Origin of the sequence: Mycolicibacter algericus DSM 45454 (assembly GCF_002086455.1) — a bacterium.
Taxonomy (GTDB): domain Bacteria; phylum Actinomycetota; class Actinomycetes; order Mycobacteriales; family Mycobacteriaceae; genus Mycobacterium; species Mycobacterium algericum.
Window position 1 is genome coordinate 1 of sequence record NZ_MVHC01000011.1, and the last position, 17,503, is coordinate 17,503.

15 protein-coding genes and 2 pseudogenes are annotated in these 17,503 nt (G+C 67.1%); 12 read left to right on the forward strand and 5 right to left on the reverse strand.

Annotated elements, in window-relative coordinates; translation table 11 throughout:
• Positions 1 to 239 precede the first annotated feature (239 nt).
• From BST10_RS12280 to BST10_RS12295, 4 genes are all read right to left on the reverse strand, one after another.
• Positions 240 to 2,648, reverse strand: coding sequence for a hypothetical protein (locus BST10_RS12280; RefSeq protein WP_083037997.1), 2,409 nt, complete (start codon positions 2,646 to 2,648; stop codon positions 240 to 242).
• A gap of 40 nt (positions 2,649 to 2,688) precedes the next feature.
• Positions 2,689 to 4,992, reverse strand: a complete 2,304-nt coding sequence (locus BST10_RS12285; RefSeq protein ID WP_083038109.1) for a hypothetical protein — start codon at positions 4,990 to 4,992, stop codon at positions 2,689 to 2,691.
• 852 nt (positions 4,993 to 5,844) lie between these two features.
• Complete coding sequence (locus tag BST10_RS12290; protein WP_235673657.1) at positions 5,845 to 7,782, reverse strand: fatty acyl-AMP ligase; 1,938 nt, start codon at positions 7,780 to 7,782, stop codon at positions 5,845 to 5,847.
• A gap of 75 nt (positions 7,783 to 7,857) precedes the next feature.
• Positions 7,858 to 9,054 (reverse strand): cysteine desulfurase-like protein, encoded by a 1,197-nt coding sequence (locus BST10_RS12295; protein ID WP_083037998.1) that lies wholly within the window; start codon positions 9,052 to 9,054, stop codon positions 7,858 to 7,860.
• A 110-nt stretch (positions 9,055 to 9,164) separates the two neighbouring features.
• Between BST10_RS12295 and BST10_RS12300 the strand changes: the two genes are divergently transcribed.
• Genes BST10_RS12300 through BST10_RS12330 form a run of 7 tightly spaced genes read left to right on the forward strand, consistent with a single transcriptional unit; the run spans position 9,165 to position 14,832 of the window.
• A complete protein-coding gene (locus tag BST10_RS12300) occupies positions 9,165 to 11,132 on the forward strand; it encodes a DUF6541 family protein (protein ID WP_083037999.1) in 1,968 nt (655 codons plus the stop codon).
• On the forward strand, positions 11,108 to 11,686 hold the full coding sequence (locus tag BST10_RS12305) for a bacterial proteasome activator family protein (protein ID WP_083038000.1): 579 nt from the start codon (positions 11,108 to 11,110) through the stop codon (positions 11,684 to 11,686). Before BST10_RS12300 ends, BST10_RS12305 begins: the two co-directional genes overlap by 25 nt.
• Positions 11,687 to 11,692: 6 nt before the next feature.
• Positions 11,693 to 12,496, forward strand: coding sequence for a galactan export ABC transporter ATP-binding subunit Wzt/RfbE (wzt, locus tag BST10_RS12310; protein WP_083038002.1), 804 nt, complete (start codon positions 11,693 to 11,695; stop codon positions 12,494 to 12,496).
• Positions 12,493 to 13,410 (forward strand): galactofuranosyltransferase GlfT1, encoded by a 918-nt coding sequence (gene glfT1, locus BST10_RS12315; protein ID WP_083038004.1) that lies wholly within the window; start codon positions 12,493 to 12,495, stop codon positions 13,408 to 13,410. Before wzt ends, glfT1 begins: the two co-directional genes overlap by 4 nt.
• Complete coding sequence (gene wzm, locus BST10_RS12320; protein ID WP_083038006.1) at positions 13,407 to 14,237, forward strand: galactan export ABC transporter permease subunit Wzm/RfbD; 831 nt, start codon at positions 13,407 to 13,409, stop codon at positions 14,235 to 14,237. The genes glfT1 and wzm overlap by 4 nt, the downstream gene beginning before the upstream one ends.
• A gap of 30 nt (positions 14,238 to 14,267) precedes the next feature.
• Positions 14,268 to 14,498, forward strand: coding sequence for a ribbon-helix-helix domain-containing protein (locus tag BST10_RS12325; protein ID WP_013831005.1), 231 nt, complete (start codon positions 14,268 to 14,270; stop codon positions 14,496 to 14,498).
• Positions 14,485 to 14,832, forward strand: a complete 348-nt coding sequence (locus BST10_RS12330) for a type II toxin-antitoxin system PemK/MazF family toxin (protein WP_013831006.1) — start codon at positions 14,485 to 14,487, stop codon at positions 14,830 to 14,832. Before BST10_RS12325 ends, BST10_RS12330 begins: the two co-directional genes overlap by 14 nt.
• Positions 14,833 to 14,861: 29 nt before the next feature.
• Here BST10_RS12330 and BST10_RS12335 read toward each other — a convergent pair whose 3' ends face one another.
• Positions 14,862 to 15,971 carry a mandelate racemase/muconate lactonizing enzyme family protein gene (locus BST10_RS12335; RefSeq protein WP_083038008.1) on the reverse strand — a complete coding sequence of 370 codons (1,110 nt, stop codon included), beginning with the start codon at positions 15,969 to 15,971 and terminating at the stop codon, positions 14,862 to 14,864.
• Between the two features lie 35 nt (positions 15,972 to 16,006).
• Between BST10_RS12335 and BST10_RS12340 the strand changes: the two genes are divergently transcribed.
• The 5 genes and pseudogenes from BST10_RS12340 to BST10_RS12355 all read left to right on the forward strand — a co-directional run bounded on the left by BST10_RS12340 (position 16,007) and on the right by BST10_RS12355 (position 17,398).
• Entirely contained in the window at positions 16,007 to 16,420 is a 414-nt protein-coding gene (locus tag BST10_RS12340) for a GtrA family protein (protein ID WP_083038009.1), read from the forward strand.
• Between the two features lie 11 nt (positions 16,421 to 16,431).
• Positions 16,432 to 16,491 (forward strand): annotated as a pseudogene (locus BST10_RS24340) (hypothetical protein); the annotation flags it as partial.
• Between the two features lie 59 nt (positions 16,492 to 16,550).
• A pseudogene (locus BST10_RS24345) lies at positions 16,551 to 16,679 on the forward strand (type II toxin-antitoxin system RelE family toxin); the annotation flags it as partial.
• A 66-nt stretch (positions 16,680 to 16,745) separates the two neighbouring features.
• The gene (locus tag BST10_RS12350; protein ID WP_163762384.1) at positions 16,746 to 16,991 is read left to right on the forward strand and encodes a type II toxin -antitoxin system TacA 1-like antitoxin; all 246 of its coding nucleotides are present in this window, start codon (positions 16,746 to 16,748) and stop codon (positions 16,989 to 16,991) included.
• On the forward strand, positions 16,988 to 17,398 hold the full coding sequence (locus BST10_RS12355; RefSeq protein ID WP_083038013.1) for a type II toxin-antitoxin system VapC family toxin: 411 nt from the start codon (positions 16,988 to 16,990) through the stop codon (positions 17,396 to 17,398). Before BST10_RS12350 ends, BST10_RS12355 begins: the two co-directional genes overlap by 4 nt.
• Positions 17,399 to 17,503: the final 105 nt, after the last annotated feature.

Genomic DNA, 17,503 nt, shown 5'->3' on the forward strand with positions numbered 1-17,503 from the left:
CATCAGCCTTGGCCACCGGCGCAGCCGCCAACGGCGCCATCCCAAACGCCAAAAACGCCCCCACCGCACTACCGGCGGCCGCCACCCGGCGGCTCCGTCGGCCGACCGCGCCGGTCAAACCACGACGCTCTTCACGGTGCTGCTTGTCAGTCATTTGGGATTTCCTATCTGTGCGGCCCACAGTTGTCCTGGCTCTGGTTGTCTATCGGTTCTGGAACATCGGGATTGGTTGTCGCGGGTCAGCCGTAGAAGCCCAACGCTTCGGCTATCTGTTGCGGAATATCGTTCAGCCACAGCGGCAACATCCCGAAGAAGTCGCTGTCGAAGTTGAGGATGCCCAGGTCGGAAAGACCCATGCCATCGATCAGGCCGTTGATGTCGAGGTCGCCGAAGCCGAGGTCGGTGAGCAGCGAGTTGATCGTTACATCACCGAGGCCGAGGTTGGCGACGATGGTGTCCAGGTCATAGTTGTCCAGGCCCAACCAGCCCAGGAACGTGCTCAGCGTCGGGTCGCCGAGCAGGCTGGTCATCACGTCGGTGATGAAGTCGTCCAGATAGACCTCGTCGAGGCCCAGGCCGCCCAGCATGCTGCCGATCGACGTAGTGCCGAGCAGTTCGTTGATGAAGTCGTCGAGGTGCTGGTCGCCCATACCCAGGCCGTTGAGCAGGTTGGCGATATAGATGTCGCTCAACCCGAGTCGGTCGATGAACATATCCAGGTCGATGTTGTTCAGGCCGAGGTTGTTGAGCATCGCCTGGATGTAGAGATCGTTCAAGCCGAGGCTGTCGATAAGGCCGCCCAGGCTGACGCTGTCCATCCCCCAGTCCGAGAACAGCGACAACAGGGTGGTGTCGGTCAAGCCGAGCCCGCCGAAGACGTTCGTCATGAGCTCGGTCAACGTCGGGTTGAAATCCCAGGCGGTTAAGAACTCCTCCACGGTGACATTGCCGGTCAGGTCGCCCAGGCCCTCGAACAGCGTCGCCAGCTCGTAGTCGTCGAGGTTCATGGCGCCGAGCAGAGTGAACACGTTGACGTCGTAGAGGCCCATGTTCTGCACGACTTCGCCGACGGTGTTGGGACCCATCACCGCGCCCAGCGTCGGGTTGCCGGCCTTCTCGAGAAGGGAGGCCTGATCGGGGGCGAGAACACCCAGCGGCGTTTCGGCCAGGTTCGGGTAGCCCGGTTCTGGGCTGGGAAGCGTGTACATCAAGTCCACGAGCCCGACATCGGTCACCGGAGTGGTGGGGTCGTAACCCATGTCGTTCTCGCCGATCGGCATTTCCTCCAGCATTTGGCCGAGGGTCGTGAAGCCGTAATCCCCCATCAAATCGGCCAAAGTAGCACCGGGCGGGAACATCGAGAGCAGCACGTCCATCAGCTCGGAGTCGCCCGTCATTCCCGGCATGAAACCGTCGTTGAGCAGGTCGATCAATGTTTGCTCGCCGTATTCGCCGAACATGCCGGTCAGCTCGCCGACCGTGATGCCGCCGAGGCCCAGCTGCTCGAAGAGCTCGGTCAGCGGAGGGTCGCCCAGCGAGTCGGTCAACAAACCGCCGACGGTCCACGACGGGTCAACCAGGCTGGCGAGGGATTCGCTGCCCTGGGCGCCGAGCAGGTCCTTGATCAGGCCGCCCACGGTTGCGTTGTCGCCGCCCACCAGGTCCAGGATGAACTCGGAGAGAGTGGGGTTGCCGATCCCGATTTCCGGGGAGTTGAGCAGGGCGATCAGCAGGCTCGCGATCGAGTCATCCGGGCTGATACCGCCGAGGTCGGTCAGCAGCTCGGCGATCGTCGGGTTGCCGATGCCCGCCTCGTTGAACAGGCCGATCAGCAGGTTGGACAGGGTCTCGGTGCCGACCCCGAACTCGTCGAGCAGATCCACCGGCGTCATGTGGCCGTAACCGACCTGGTCGAGCAGATCGATGATCAAGGTGTCCAGCGGCGTGTCTCCGATGCCGGCCTGGCTCAGCAGGTCGGTGATGGTGGTGTCGCCGAGGCCGGTCATGTCGACGACACCGCCGACATCGAGGCTCAGTCCGGGCTGAGCCGGGGTGAGGAGGCCATTGAACAGCGGGAGGCTGAAGCCCGCGATGTCCAGGCTCTCGTGGCCGTTCAAGAACGCGTCAAGCAGCGTCGCCGGCGCGCCGACCAGCGCCGACAGCGCCCCCATCGGGTCGGTGAAGTCGAGGATCTGCTGCATCAGCTGCTGCATCGCGGCGAAGACGGCCATCATCGGCCCCATGCCGGTGAGCAGCGAGTTCAACCACAGCGGCAGCTGCAGGTCGATATCGACCGGGAAGGGGAAGGCCTGCACGTCGATGCCGGGCAGCGGATTGGTGAAGATGTTGATGACATCCGGGATGCCGGAAATCGCTTGCGTCGGGTTGGTGAAGACGTGGACCAGCAGCCCCCACATGTCGACCGAGTTCTGGTTCAACGCCTGCAGGTTGGCCGCGGTGTTGTTGAACAGGTCCGTCCACGGCGAGAAGAAGTCGCCGTCGGCGGTCAGGGCGACGGACCGCTGCTGCACGGCGGCGATCTCACGCTGCAGTTGCGGCAGCTGTGACGTCACCGGCGGTGCGGCGACGAGGCCCACCCCGACAATCGCCAAGCCGGTGGTGACGTAGGGACGAAGTGTTTGCTGCATGATGCCCTCCCGGACGGAAGTTCCAGAGTCTTGGGGTCGCTTAAGCACCGAGGATCTCCGCGATCTGGTCCCCTAGGCCGTCGAGCCAGTAGGACATCGAGCCGAAGAACTCGCCGATCTGCGCATTGATGAGGGTGAGGTCACCCAGGCCCATCGACGCGAGCAGTTCGTCGACGGTCTGAGTGCCGAAGTCGCCGAGCAGCGAGCTCACCGTCGAATCGCCGAACATCGAGTCGATCAGCTCGTTGAGGGTCTGCGTTCCCAGGCCGGCGTCGATGAGCGCGTCACCGATGGTCATGCTGCCCAAGAACTGGTCGAACAGGTCGCCCAGCGACTGCCCGCCGAGGCCGAATTCGTTGAGCATCTCGTTGAGGCTCTGCGGACCCAGCGCCTGGCTGATGATGTCGTCGAGGTGCATGCTGCCCAGGCCGCCGTCGTCGAGCGCGCCGGCCACGGTCTGGTCACCGAGGAACTGGTTGAGGAGTTCGCTGATGTGCTGGTTGCCGATGCCCGCCTGGTCGAGCATGTCGGCGATGGTCTGGTCGGCCGGGACCAGCTGGTTGATCAGGTCGGAAAGCGTGGTGGCGCCCAGCGGACCGAGCAGCTCCGAGAGTGGCTGGTCGGGCATTCCCGCCAGCAACAGCTCGAGCAGGGTCTGGTCGGCCATGCCCGAGTCGGCGAGCATCTGACCGAGGGTCATCGAGAAGTTCTCTTGGATCATGTCGGCCAGCGTGGCGGTGCCCATGTCGCCGAGCATCGAAATGAGCGGATCGTTCAACTGGTCGCCCATGACGGAGGCGATGGTCATGCTCGCCAGGGAATCGGTCAGCAGGGCGTCACCACCCTTGTCCAGCGGGGTCATGCCGGTGGCGGCGAGCATGTCGTTGATCGTGAGAACGCCGGTGTAGGGCTCCAGGTTTCCGACGATGTCGCCCACCGACATGTTGGTGATGCCCATCAGGTCGGTGATGTCCCCGACCGTGACGGTGCCGAAGCCCGCGAAGCCCATGACGTCGGCAACCGTTACGTTGCCCGATTCGCCCAGCACGGCAACGGCCAACTGGGCCACGTCGGCGTCGGCGAGGCCGGCCTGGCTCAGCAGGTCCATGATGGTCTGGTTGCCCAGGCCCAGGCCGTCGAGCAGCGAGCCGAAGAACTCGTGGGTGCTCTGGGCGCCGATGCCGACCGCGTCGAGCAGGCCCCCCGCCGTGGTGCCGCCCAGGCCGAGCGCGTCGACCGCGGTGTGCAGCAGTCCGTTCAACGTCAGGTCGTCGGCGCCGAGGTCGCCGAGCAACTCGTTGACGGTCGGGTCACCGATGCCCAGCGCGTTGAACACGGTCATGCCGAGGTCGGCCAGCTTGAGGTCGGCCACACCGACGCTGTCGGCGATGTCGACGACCGTCGGGTTCTCGAATCCGAGCGCGTGGGTCAAGTCGATCACGAGGTCAGCGACCTGCACGTCCCCGATGCCCAGCTGGTCCATGAGCTCAGCAATGGTCGGGTTGCCGATGCCCACGGCGTCGAGAACGGTCGTCAACACGCCGGCGACCTCGAGGTCAGCCAAACCGAGCGAGTCGAGCACGTCGACGGGGGTCTGATCGCCCATGCCCAGGCTGTCCAACAGGCCGGTCAACATGCCCGCCACCGGCATGGTGCCGATCCCGATCTGGTCGAGCAGGCCGGCGATGGTCTCATCACCGATGTTCAGCTCGTCGACCAGATCGCCCGCGGTCATGTCGATGACCAGGTTCTGGCCGGCGACCAGGATCCCGTTGAAGGCGGGGACGTCGATACCGAGCGCACCAATGGTGCTGGTGCCGTTGAGGAATGCGTCGAGCAGTCGCGGCGCCGCGGTGAAGATCGCCGCGAACGGGTCCAGCGGGTCGCTCGGGTTGAAAATCTGGTTGAGGATGTCCTGCCACGCGTCGTTGACCGTGATCATCGGACCGATGATGCCCATGCCGATGGTCAGGATCGGCGAGAGCAGGACCATGAGCGGGTCTTCGCCGCTGATCTGAGGCATCAGGCTGGTCAGGAAGTCGAACACCTCGGGCAGCCGCGACAGCGAGCTGGGGTCACTGAAGATCTGCTCGAGCATGTTGCCCCAGCCGTTGTCGGTCCCCATCGCCACCAGGTTCGCGGCGGTGTTGTTGAAGAGGTCGACATAAGGGCCGAAGAAGTCCGCCGTGAGCTGCACGGGATAGTGCACGACGTTGTCGAGCTGCTGCCGCGGCGCGGGAGCCGACTGCAGGGCAGTAAGCGGGACCGCCGTATTGACGGCGATCAAGGCGGCACCCGCAATGGCGACGCCGGGGGTGACGTACGGGCGTAGCGCCAGCTGCATCATGCTCTCCTAGGGAACTGATCATGGACGTTGCTGAACTTTACATGAGTTTTTGGGTTTGTCGACGCGGAAGTTTTCTAATGAGAATCGTTCGAAAAACGCCCCGTATCGCCACGTATCGCGATAGATCGTCCGTCAGTGAGGACGCCTGTACGCCTGAGGCGACGATACATCCGACCAGCCGAAAATGTAGTTCTTAGGTTTAGTTAATGCTGATTCGGAGATGCGTCAGCCCGCTGAGGCGGGGCCCAGGGTTGAGCGCAGCAAACCTGAGGCCAGCGCAAGCAACCGGCGCACCGTTACGCCGACGACGAAGTCGGTTTCCGCCTGCGCCCGGCCGGTGAGGCCCGTCACTGCAGTCGTCCAGCCTCGATCAGGTCACCGACTCGCGGGCCGCCGAATGGGTTGCGCCGGATATCAACCCGGATGACACCGCGCTCATCGGAAACATGTCAGGGTCGAGCAAAGTCCACAAACATGTCATGGCCTGCCGCCGAATCCCCTGGCATGACAGCGCGGTCTTCCGCAGGCGCCCAGAGACCCGCCTCGCGTGCAGGCCGACCCGGCGGCGCGATCCAAGCAACGGTTTCCGGTGTCGCGCAGCACTATTGGATGCAGCCGCAGCAGACCGAACGCACCGTCAAAGCGGCGGCGGCCAACCTCGGCAAAGGTCGACTTTCCTGCGCACCGGCGATCTCGGGTTCCACTGCGCCGAAGAGCTTTTCATGGCAAACAGCTGGAGCACCTGGTAGCGATCCGCGACACCGACTAATAACGCAACGGTATCGAGGACACCGTCGGGGAACATCGACGAGCAATCTCAGGGCGTCGTCGCCCCCGCAGGACTGCCCGTCAGGACCGGCCCGGCTGATCCGAGCCCTCGACCCGCTGCCCCAGATTAGCGGCGACGAGCCGCCCCAGGCCGGCCATCAGCGCACCCTTGACCCCCTGGGCCTTGTTCTCCGGCCGGGGCTCGGCCCACTGGGCCAGCGCCACCAACTCACCGGCAACGTACTGATCGCGGCAGGCGCCGCGCTGAATCTTGCCGCTGGTGGTGGTCGGGATCCGCATCGGCTTGAGCAGCACCACCGCCTGCGCGTCGACCCCGTGGTGGGCGCGGATCGCGGCGCGGATCGATTCGATCAGGCCGTCCAGATCGACCCCGGCGGCCTCGTGGTGGTGGACCTCCTGCACCACGACCAGGTACTCGGGGGCGTAGCGCTCGGTCGGTAGCTGGAACACCGCACCGCGGCCGGGCATCAGTGCCGGGTGGCAATCCTGCACGGTCAGCTCGATGTCGTTGGGATAGTGGCTGTAGCCGCCGATCGTCATCAGGTCCTTGCACCGCCCGGTGACATACAGCTCACCGTCCCGGAAGAATCCCAAGTCGCCGCTGCGCAGGTAGGGGCCTTCCCCGGTGTCGGCCAGGTGCGCGTCGAACGCGTACTCGGTCTCCTCGGGGCGCCCCCAGTAGCCCACCCCGACGCTGGGTCCGGCGACCCAGATCTCGCCGACTTCGTCGTCGCCGCGGCGCACGCGCGTCTCGGGGTCGACGATCAGCACTTCCTGCGTCTCGGCTTTGGCGCCGCAGGCCACCAGGGACAGCGCCCCGGCGGGGTCATGCGGCGGTCCCAGCTTCGCCTCTCCTTCGTCGAGCCTCGCTGAACCGCCGGAGTCGTCGGGCACCTCCACGACCCGGTCCTCACCGAGCGAGGTCCGGTCGAAGTGCCGGACCACTGGCACCGGCGAATCGGACATCCCCGTCACACCCAGGGTCGCCTCGGCCAGACCGTAGGCCGGAATGAAGGCCTCGGCCCTGAAACCGGCCGGCGCGAACGTCTCGGTGAAGGACCGCAACGTCTCGGAGCTGATCGGCCCGGCGCCGACCACCGCGATCGACAGGCTCGACAGATCCAGTGCGGCGCGCTGTTCGGGGGTGCTGCGTTTGACGCAGGCCTCGTAGGCGAAGTTGGGTGCGGCCGTGATCGTGGCCTGGAAGCGCGAGATCGCCTGCAGCCACCGGATGGGGCGCATCAGGAACGCACTCGGCGACATCAACACCGTGGTGCGGCCGCCGTAGATGGTGCCGAGGATGCCCCCGACGAATCCCATGTCGTGGTACTGCGGCAGCCAGGACACCCCGCTGATCGGGCTGTTGAGCACCGGAGCATCGTCGGGCGGGTTCAGTGCCCAGCGCATGATCTCGAGGTTGCTCACGTAGTTGCGATGAGTCAGCACGCAACCCTTCGGTATCCCGGTGGAGCCCGACGTGTACTGGATCATGGCCAGACTGTCGGCACCGATGCCCTGCAGTTCCCAGTCGGGGCCGTCGTCCTCGACCTCGTCCATGGCCAGCCAGCTCAGCTTCGGCCCGGCGCTGAGGCCGTCCACGGCGGCCTTCATTTTTGCCTGGGTCTTGGCCGTGGCCAGCGCGAAACGCGCATCCGCCTCGGGGACGACGGTCTCGATCCGCCGGATCGGCCAGTGCTCGTCGACCGGGACCGCGACGGCGCCGGCGTAGAAACAGCCGAACAGCCCGGCCACGCTGTCCACCCCCGGCCGGCAGAGCACCAGCACCCGCTCGCCGGCGGCACCCTGGCGTTGCAGGTCCACCGCGATGGAACGGGCCCGGCTGTCCAGTTCCCGGTAGGTGATCCGGGCTTCTTCGGTGTCGCCCTCCGGGCAGAAGATGAATGCGGGCGTGTCTTGCAACCGCGCAGCCTGCTGCTGCAACAGGTCGACCAGCGTGTCCAGCGCCAAGGGGGCCAGGGAAGTCGTCGGTTCTGCCATCGTCTGATCTGCCTTAGGAAGTGCTTGGGGGTATCGGCCCACAGCGTAGCGGGGCGAAGGGGACCGGAGCCTCGGTCAGCCCAACGATGCCAGCGCGCGCACCAACTGGTCGACTTCCGAGGTCGTCGAGTAGTGGCTCAGCCCCACGGTGACCGCTCCGCCGATGTCGTTGACCCCGATCACGTCCAGCACCCGCGCCCCGGCGTTGGCGATCGCCAGCACGCCGTTGTCGGCCAACCGCTGCACCACCCGCTCGGCGGTCACATTGCGCACCGCGAAGCTGACCACCGGAATCCGGACCTCGGGCTGGCCGATCATCATCACCAGCGGCAGCGACCGCAGCGAGCCGACCAGGTAGTCGAACAGCCGATGCAGATACGCCCCGGCCGACTGCATCGAGACCGCCAGCCGCTCGGGCCGGCTGCCCCGGGCGGACTCGTCGAGCGAGGCCAGGTATTCGACGCTGGCCACCAGGCCCGCCAGCAGCCCGAACTGATGCAGCCCGACCTCCAGCCGCGCCGCGCCGACGGCGTGCGGGTTCAACGACACCGACCCGAACGTGTCGATCAGCGCCGGGTCGCGGAAGACCAGCGCCCCCACGGGCGGGCCGCCCCAGCGGGCCGCGTTGAGGGCCACCACGTCGGCCTCGACGTCGTTGATGTCGAGCAACTGGTACGGCGCCGCCGCGCAATGGTCGACCACGGCCACCCCACCGACGTCGTGGATCAACTTGGTGACGGGCCGTAGATCGGTGACCGTGCCCAGCACCCCCGACGCCGAGCTGACCGCCACCAGCCGGGTCGACGGGGTGATCAGGTTCTCCCACTGCCAGCCCGGCAGCTCCCCGGTCTCGATGTCCACCTCGGCCCATTTGAGTTTGGCGCCGTAGCGGTTGGCGGCGCGCACCCACGGGGCGATGTTGGCCTCGTCATCGAGCCGGCTGACCAGCGTCTCGTAGCCCAGGCTCACCCGCGACGACGCCGCATCGGCCAGCGCGCTCAGCAGCACCGCGCGATCCGGCCCCAGCACCACCCCGGCGGGATCGGCGCCCACCAGGTCGGCGACGGCCTGGCGCGCGGCGACCAGCACCGCGGCACTGCGTCGGGCGGCCGGATGCGGACCCGTCGACGTGGCCAGCGATCCCCGGAAAGCGGTCGAAACCGTGGTCGCCACCGAGTCCGGGATCAACATGCCCGTCGGCGCGTCGAAATGCACCCATCCGTCACCGAGCGTCGGGTGCAGTCCACGCACCCGGGCGACGTCATAGGCCATGTCAGCCACCTTAGAACTTCTCAAGATCGGGTGATCGGCGAAAGTATCGGGTAACGGGATAGCTCCCCCGCAGCGCTGAACCGTGTCACCTTGGCAGACATACTAGTGCAGTGCTTCTGGGGTTCGGAATGGTTGCCGCGCTACTGCTGCTGGTCGCACCGGGAGCACTCATCGCCGCCGGGTCGCGACTGACGTGGCCGCTGGCGGTGACGGTCGGCCCGGCGCTGACCTACGGGGTGGTCGGGCTGGCCATCGTGCCGTTCGGTGCGCTCGGGATCCCGTGGAACGCCGGCACCGCGCTGGCCGCGCTGGTGGTGGTCGGGGCGCTGCTGGCCGGCCTGGCGCGCGGTGTTCGGGGGTTGCTGGACCGCCGGCCCGGCATTCATGTGGCGGCGCCGGGGACCGCCGTGGGGCCGATGCTCACCGTGGCCGCCGGGGTGTTGCTGGGCATGCTGCTGATCGGCTGGGCGGCGGTGCGCGGCCTGCCGGATTGGCAGAGCATTCCCAGCACCTGGGATGCGGTCTGGCACGCCAACACCGTCCGCTTCATCCTCGACACCGGGCAGGCCTCGCCCACCCACATGGGCGAACTGCGCAACGTCGAGACCCACGCTCAGCTCTATTACCCGTCGGCGTTCCACGCGCTGACCGCGGTGCTGTGCCAATTGACCGGCGCGGCGCCCACCACCGGCTACACGCTGGCCGGGCTGGCCGCCTCGGTGTGGCTGTTCCCGATCAGCGCCGCGCTGCTCACCTGGAACCTGCTGCAGCGCATGTTGAGCACGCGCCGGCTTGCGCTTTCGGCGGCTACCGCCGGCGCGTTGTCGGCGTCGTTCACGGCGCTGCCCTATGTCGAGTTCGGCACTGCGGCCATGCCCAACCTGGTGGCCTACGGGCTGGTGGTGCCGGCTTTTGCGCTGGTCACGGGGGTTCGCACCCATCGCGATCGGATCGGCGTGGCGGTGCTGGCGCTGGTCGGGGTGTTCTCGGTGCACCTGACCGGGGGCGTGGTGACGGTGTTGCTGCTGGCGGCCTGGTGGCTTGGCCCCTTCGACGGGGCGCTGTGGAATCCGTTGCGGGGCAAGCGGCGCGACACCCTGGCGCTGGCCGCTGTCCTGGTGCCGACCGGGCTGCTGTTGTTGCCGCAACTGCTCAGCGTGCGCGAGCAGGCCGACATCATCGCCGGGCATTCGTTCCTGACCCATGAGGGTCGCAAGTCGGGGCTGCGCGACGCGCTGTTGTTGCACACCCGCCACCTCAACGACTTCCCGGTGCAGTACACGCTGGTGGGGCTGACCGCGGTCGGGGCGGGGCTGCTGCTCTACAAGAAGGTGTGGTGGCCGCTGGCGCTGTGGGCGGTGCTGGTGGTGGGGGTGGTGCAGTCCTCGGCTCCGCTGGGCGGCCCGGCCGGCGCCGTGATCGGCCGTTTCACCGACCTGTTCTACAGCGACCCGCGCCGGATCATGGCGGCGATGACGCTGCTGCTGATCCCGATGGCCGGGGTGGGTCTGGGGTGGCTGGTCACCTTCTTGGCCGAGCAGACGCCAAAGCCCCCTAAATGGCCCCGATTTGGGGGCTTTTGCGTCTGCTCGGCGGTAGTTGTAGCGACGGTGGGGCTGGCCTGGCACTACCTGCCGCGGCACGCGTTTCTGATCGGCGACAAGTACGACTCGGTGATGGTCGACGCCCGCGACCTGGAGGCGTTCGCTCACCTGGCGGAGCTGCCCGGGGCCCGCGACAGCGTGATCGGCAACGCCAACGTCGACGGCAGCGCCTGGATGTACGCCGTCGCCGACCTGCACCCGCTGTGGACGCACTACGACTACCCGCAGCAGCAGGGTCCGGGCCCGCACCGGTTCGTCTTCTGGGCCTACGCCGACGACGCCGACACCGACCCGCGGGTGGCCGCGGCCGTGCGCGCCCTGAACATTCGCTACGTGCTGATCAGCAGCCCGACGGTGCGCGGGTTCTCGCTGCCCGACGGACTAGTGTCTCTGGAGAAATCGCGGTCGTGGGCCAAGATCTACGACAATGGCGGTGCCAGCATCTATGAATGGCAGGGAGGCGAGGGGCGTTGAGCACCGGTAGTAGCAGCGCAGACGGCTCAGACGACATCGAGATCATCAGCGGCGCCGACCCGCGGCTGCTGGCCGCCGGCGGTGCACCCGCCGGGGACGACGATGACGACGACGAGCCGTCGCTGACCGACCTGATCGAGCAGCCCGCCAAGGTGATGCGGATCGGCACGATGATCAAACAGTTGCTCGAGGAGGTGCGCTCGGCTCCGCTGGATGAGGCCAGCCGGGTCCGGTTGCGTGAGGTTCACGCAGCTTCTATTCGTGAACTCGAAGACGGCCTGGCCCCCGAGCTGCGCGAGGAGCTGGACCGGCTGACGCTGCCGCTGCGCGAGGACGCCACCCCGTCTGACGCCGAGCTGCGGATCGCCCAAGCCCAGCTGGTCGGCTGGCTGGAGGGGCTGTTCCACGGTATCCAGACCGCGCTGTTCGCCCAGCAGATGGCCGCCCGTGCGCAGCTGGAGCAGATGCGCCACGGCGCGCTGCCGCCCGGCCCCACCGCCGGCGGTCCCGGACACAGCGGACACGGCCACACCGGTTCCGGTCAATACCTGTAGCGCACCTTGTCTGCCACCGACCCTCATATCGAGACCCGTGACGCGTGGGTGGAATTCCCCATCTTCGACGCCAAGTCGCGGTCGTTGAAGAAGGCGTTCCTCGGCAAGGCAGGCGGGGCGATCGGGCGCAACAACTCCAATGTGGTGGTGGTCGAGGCACTGCGCGACATCACCATGTCACTGTCGCTCGGGGACCGCGTGGGTCTGGTCGGGCATAACGGCGCCGGCAAATCCACACTGCTGCGGCTACTTTCGGGCATCTATGAGCCCACCCGGGGCTCGGCAACCGTGGTCGGCCGGGTGGCTCCGGTGTTCGACCTGGGCGTGGGCATGGACCCGGAGATCTCCGGCTACGAGAACATCATCATCCGCGGGCTGTTCCTAGGTCAGACCCGCAAGCAGATGGCCGCCAAGGTCGACGAGATCGCCGAATTCACCGAGCTGGGCGACTATCTGGCGATGCCGCTGCGCACCTACTCCACCGGGATGCGGGTGCGGCTGGCGATGGGCGTGGTCACCAGCATCGACCCGGAGATCCTGCTGTTGGATGAGGGCATCGGGGCGGTGGACGCCGAGTTCTTGAAGAAGGCCCAGACCCGGCTGCAGAAGCTGGTGGAGCGCTCCGGAATCCTGGTGTTCGCCAGCCATTCCAACGAGTTTCTGGCCCGGCTGTGCAAGACCGCGATGTGGATCGACCACGGCACCGTGAAGATGACCGGCGGAATCGAGGAAGTGGTCGGCGCCTATGAGGGTCCCGACGCCGCCCGGCACGTGCGTGAGGTGCTGGCCGAAACGCGGGATCAGGCGTGAGTCAGACCGTCTACGCCGTGGTGGTCACCCACCGCCGCGTCGAGCAGCTGGCCGAATCCCTCAAAGCGCTGGTGAGCCAGACCCGGGCGCCGGACCACGTGATCGTCGTCGACAACGACTTCGCCTCCGGTGACACCGCGGTGCGCGACCTGGTGGCCGGACAGCCGGTGCCGTGCACGTATCTCGGGTCGCGGCGAAACCTCGGGGGCGCAGGCGGTTTCGCGCTGGGCATCCTGCACGCGCTGGCGGCCGGCGCGGATTGGGTGTGGCTGGCCGACGACGACGGACGGCCGGCCGATTCCGGTGTGCTGGCCGCGCTGCTGGCGTGCGCTTCACAGCACCGACTGGCGGAGGTGTCGCCGATGGTGTGCAACATCGATGACCCCTCCCGGCTGGCGTTCCCGCTGCGGCGCGGACTGGTGTGGCGACGCGAGGTCAGCGAATTGCGCAGCGGCGGAGGCGATCTGCTGCCGGGGATCGCCTCGCTGTTCAACGGCGCGCTGTTCACCGCCGATGCACTCGATGCGGTGGGGGTGCCCGACCTGCGGTTGTTCATGCGCGGCGACGAAGTGGAGGTGCACCGCCGGCTGGTGCGCTCCGGTCTGGCGTTCGGCACCTGCCTGACCGCGGCCTACCTGCATCCGTGCGGCTCAGCGGAGTTCAAGCCGATCCTGGGCGGCCGGATGCACACCCAGTACCCGGACAACGCGGTGAAGCGCTATTTCACCTACCGCAACCGCGGCTACCTGATGGCCCAGCCCGGCATGCGCCGACTGCTGGTCCAGGAGTGGCTGCGGTTCGGCTGGTTCTTCCTGGTGTCACGCCGCTGGGACATGGCAGGCCTGGCCGAGTGGGCCCGGCTGCGCCGACTGGGGCGCCGGGAGCAGTTCGCCAAACCCAAGGGGCAGCAATGAGTTTCACCGATATAGCGGGCGAGTCGCGCACCTTCGCACGGGCGCGGGCCGATCTGACCGACGGATTCCGTCGCCACGAGCTGTGGCTGCACCTGGGCTGGCAGGACATCAAGCAGCGCTACCGGCGCAGCGTGCTGGGCCCGTTCTGGATCACCATCGGCACCGCCACCACCGCGGTGGCGATGGGCGGGTTGTACTCCAAGCTGTTCCACCTCGACCTGGCGGTGCACCTGCCGTACGTGACGCTGGGGCTGATCGTGTGGAACCTGCTCAACGCCGCCATCCTGGAGGGCGCCGACGTGTTCGTGGCCAACGAGGGGTTGATCAAACAGCTGCCGACGCCGTTGAGCGTGCACGTCTACCGGCTGGTGTGGCGGCAGATGATCCTGTTCGCCCACAACATCGTCATCTACATCCCGATCGCACTGATCTTCCCCAAACCCTGGTCGTGGGCGGATCTTTCGGTGATCCCGGCGCTACTGGTGATCGCACTGAACTGCGTGTGGGTGTCGCTGTGCTTCGGGATTCTGGCCACCCGCTACCGCGACATCTCCCCGCTGCTGTTCTCGGTAGTGCAGCTGCTGTTCCTGATGACGCCGATCATCTGGAACTACGACACGCTGCGCGCCCAGGGGGCGTCGCGCTGGATGACGGTGATCGAGTTCAACCCGCTGATGCACTATCTGGAGATCGTGCGCGCCCCGCTGCTGGGGGCGGCCCAGCCGCTGCGGCACTGGGGGGTGGTGCTGGTGCTGACCGTGGTCGGCTGGTCGGTGGCCGCGCTGGTGCTGCGCCAGTTCCGGGCGCGGGTGGCCTACTGGGTGTAGCGGGCGGTCATACCTGAGTAGCATCGTGGTATGAAGTTGAGTATCAGTCTTTCCGCCGAGGATGTCGAGGCTCTGGACGCCTACGCGCAACGCACGGGTTTGCCGTCCCGTTCGGCGGCCGTCCAGCATGCGATTCGGATGCTGCGCTACCCCACCCTCGAAGACGACTACGCCGACGCTTGGGCGCAGTGGTCGGCCGACGGTGAGGATCAGGTTTGGGACCGGGCCACCGACGACGGGGCCGTCGATGCGCCGCGGTGACATCTGGCAGGTCGACTTTGACCCGACCCGCGGAAGCGAAGCGAACAAGTACCGCCCGGCCGTCGTCGTCAGCAACGACCGGGCCAATGCAACGGCCGGCCGACTCGGTCGCGGCGTGGTGACCGTCGTCCCGGTGACCAGCAACACCGCTACTGTCTACCCGTTCCAGGTGCTGTTGCCGGCCACCTCCACCGGCCTGGCCGTCGATTCGAAAGCACAAGCCGAACAGATCAGGTCGGTTGCCGTCGAACGTCTGCAACGGCGAATCGGCCGCCTCCCGGCGATCGAACTCACCCAACTCGACGAGGCGCTGCGACTGCACCTCGACTTGTGATAGCTGCGGCCAGCGTAATCAGCTGCTACTCACACTCCGAACCGGTAGGCACTGATGACGTCGGGATCCGGATCGAGGCCCAGCCCGGACCCATCCGGCACGGTGACCCGGCCCTCCGTCATCGTCAGCGCGTCGCCGTAGATCGAGGCCTCCAGGTCGAACCAGCGCCACTCGATCATCGCGCCGGCGCCGCCCAGCGCAGCAGCGGTCTGGATCGCGGCGAGCAGTCCGGGACCGTCGTAGAAGGAATGCGTCATCACCGCCACATCGCGGGCTTCGGCGAGCGCAAAGACCTTGCGTAGCTCGGTGATTCCGCCCACTTTGGCCGGGCTGGGCTGCACGAAGTCCACCGCACCGGCATCCAGGAGCCGCTCGAATTCCATTGTGGTGCCTATGTTCTCACCGGAGGCAATCGGTAGAGCGGTGCTGCGGCGCAGTTCGGCCAGCCCGTCGAAGTTCTCCGGCGGCCACAGCGGCTCTTCCAGGAACAACATGTTCACCGCGTGCAGGTCGGGAGCGACGGCACGGGCTTGGTCAAGCGTCCAGGCACAGCCAGCATCGACGATCAGCGCTATGGCCGGCCCGGCCTCATCACGGGCCGCCGCTATCGCCGGCAACTCGGATTCGTGCAGCTTGATCGCGGTGAACCCGTCATCGACGACGCGACGCACCGCGGCGCGGACCCGGTCCGGCTCGGTGTAGCAGGCCAGGCTGGCGTAGCAGGGCATGGCCCGGCCGTCGCCGCCGCCGAGCAGCGTCGAGACCGGCAGCCCGGCACGCTTGCCGGCGATATCCCACAGTGCGATGTCGACCGCAGACAGCGCGTAGGTGATCGCCCCGCCGCGGCCGAACACGTGCAGCTTGCGTTGGACGTGGTCGCTCAGCGCCGTGATGTCGGCGGCGTCGCGGGCCAGGCACAACGGTGTGACGAGTTCGTCGAGCGCGTGGGCCGCCAGCGCCGTGCCGTAGAGCCCGAACGCCTCGCCCCAGCCGACGATGCCGTCGTCGGTGGTGACTTTGACCAGCAGCGAGTCCGCGGCCGTCACCCGTTCGCCCCACAGCGCCGCGCCGGGCAGGTCCGGTTTGAGCGGGATGCGCAGCGGAATGGCCTCGATGGCGGTGATCGGCGAGCCGGACATCTCTTCAGCGTAGGACGGCCGATTAAGCTTCCCGGGTGGCCGAGACGACGCAGCCCAGTCATCTGCACCTGTCCACCCAGGTGTGGCGCTTCCTGATCACCGGGGCGCTGTCGGCGGTGGTGGACTTCGGGTTGTACCTGCTGCTGTACCTGGGTTTCGGCGTCAAAGTCGACCTGGCCAAGGCATGCAGCTTCGTGGCCGGCACCATCACCGCGTACCTGATCAACCGGCGTTGGACGTTTCAGTCCTCGGCGCACACCGGCCGGTTCGTGGCGGTGATGGTGTTGTACGCCTTGACGTTCGCCGTGCAGGTGGGGATCAACCATCTGGTGCTGGAGCTGCTGGACTATCAGCGGTGGGCGCTGCCGGTGGCGTTCGTGATCGCGCAGGGCACCGCGACGGTCATCAACTTCGTCGTGCAGCGGACGCTGATCTTTCGGGTGCGTTAAGCCGGCACGGCAAGCCGGCGGCGGTGCTGATGTCCGTGGATGACCTCGAGGCGCTGGAAGAACCGCTGCATTGGCAGGCCCAACCCGGCAGACATGAGGACATCGCGACAGCCCGCCAAGAAGCCGAGGCCGGAACGTCGAGGACCAGTGGTCCGCACGGCGCGGTGACTACCGTGTGCTGTACATGCTCGACGAGCAGCGAGGGCAGATCGTGACCACCAGGGTCGGGCATCGCTCCCAGGTCTACCGGTCTCGTTGATCCGTGGCGAGCGAGACCAGGACGAGACGTATCACGCTGATGCCAATGCGCGATACCCTGGATCGCATGAAGACGCTGCGGCTGAGTCCCGATCTGGAGAACCGGCTGCAGCGCGCGGCGTCGGTCGCAGGCGAGTCGCTGTCCGAGTTCATCCGGCGGGCTGCCACCGCGCGGGCCGACGAGGTGCTCAACACCGACACCGTTGAAGGCTTCGCCGACGTGATCGGGGCCGTCAACGGTGGCGGCGGTCGTGCCCGTCGGACTGGTGAGGCGTTCACCGAGGCCCTCACGGACCGACAACGCAGCCGGTGACGCTCACCGACGCGGGTCCGCTGATCGCGCTCATCGACGCCGACGAGGCCGACCACGAAACGTGCGTGCTGACCCTGCGGGGCCTGCGCCTGCCGCTGGTCACCACCTGGCCGGCGTTCACCGAGGCGATGTATCTGCTCGGGCGGGCCGGCGGCTCGCCGGGCCAACAGGCACTGTGGAAACTTCTGACCAGCCGGCGACTGGTGCTGGCCGAACTGTCACCGGCGGTGATCGAACGCGCTGCGGCATTGATGGTCAAATACGCTGACCGGCCGATGGATCTGGCCGACGCCACACTGGTCGCACTGGCCGAAGAGCGTGGCGACCGGCGGATCTTCACCCTCGATGCCGACTTCCAGGTCTACCGCATGCACGGCCGGACCCGGTTCGAGGTCGTCCCGGGCTGACGATGCGTTTGGGATCCGGTGTTCTTCCGCGTGCGCTGAAACGTCAACGGTCCCCTGCACCCCCCGCGCAGGGGACCGTTGACGTCAGCCCGCGAAGCCCGTCGG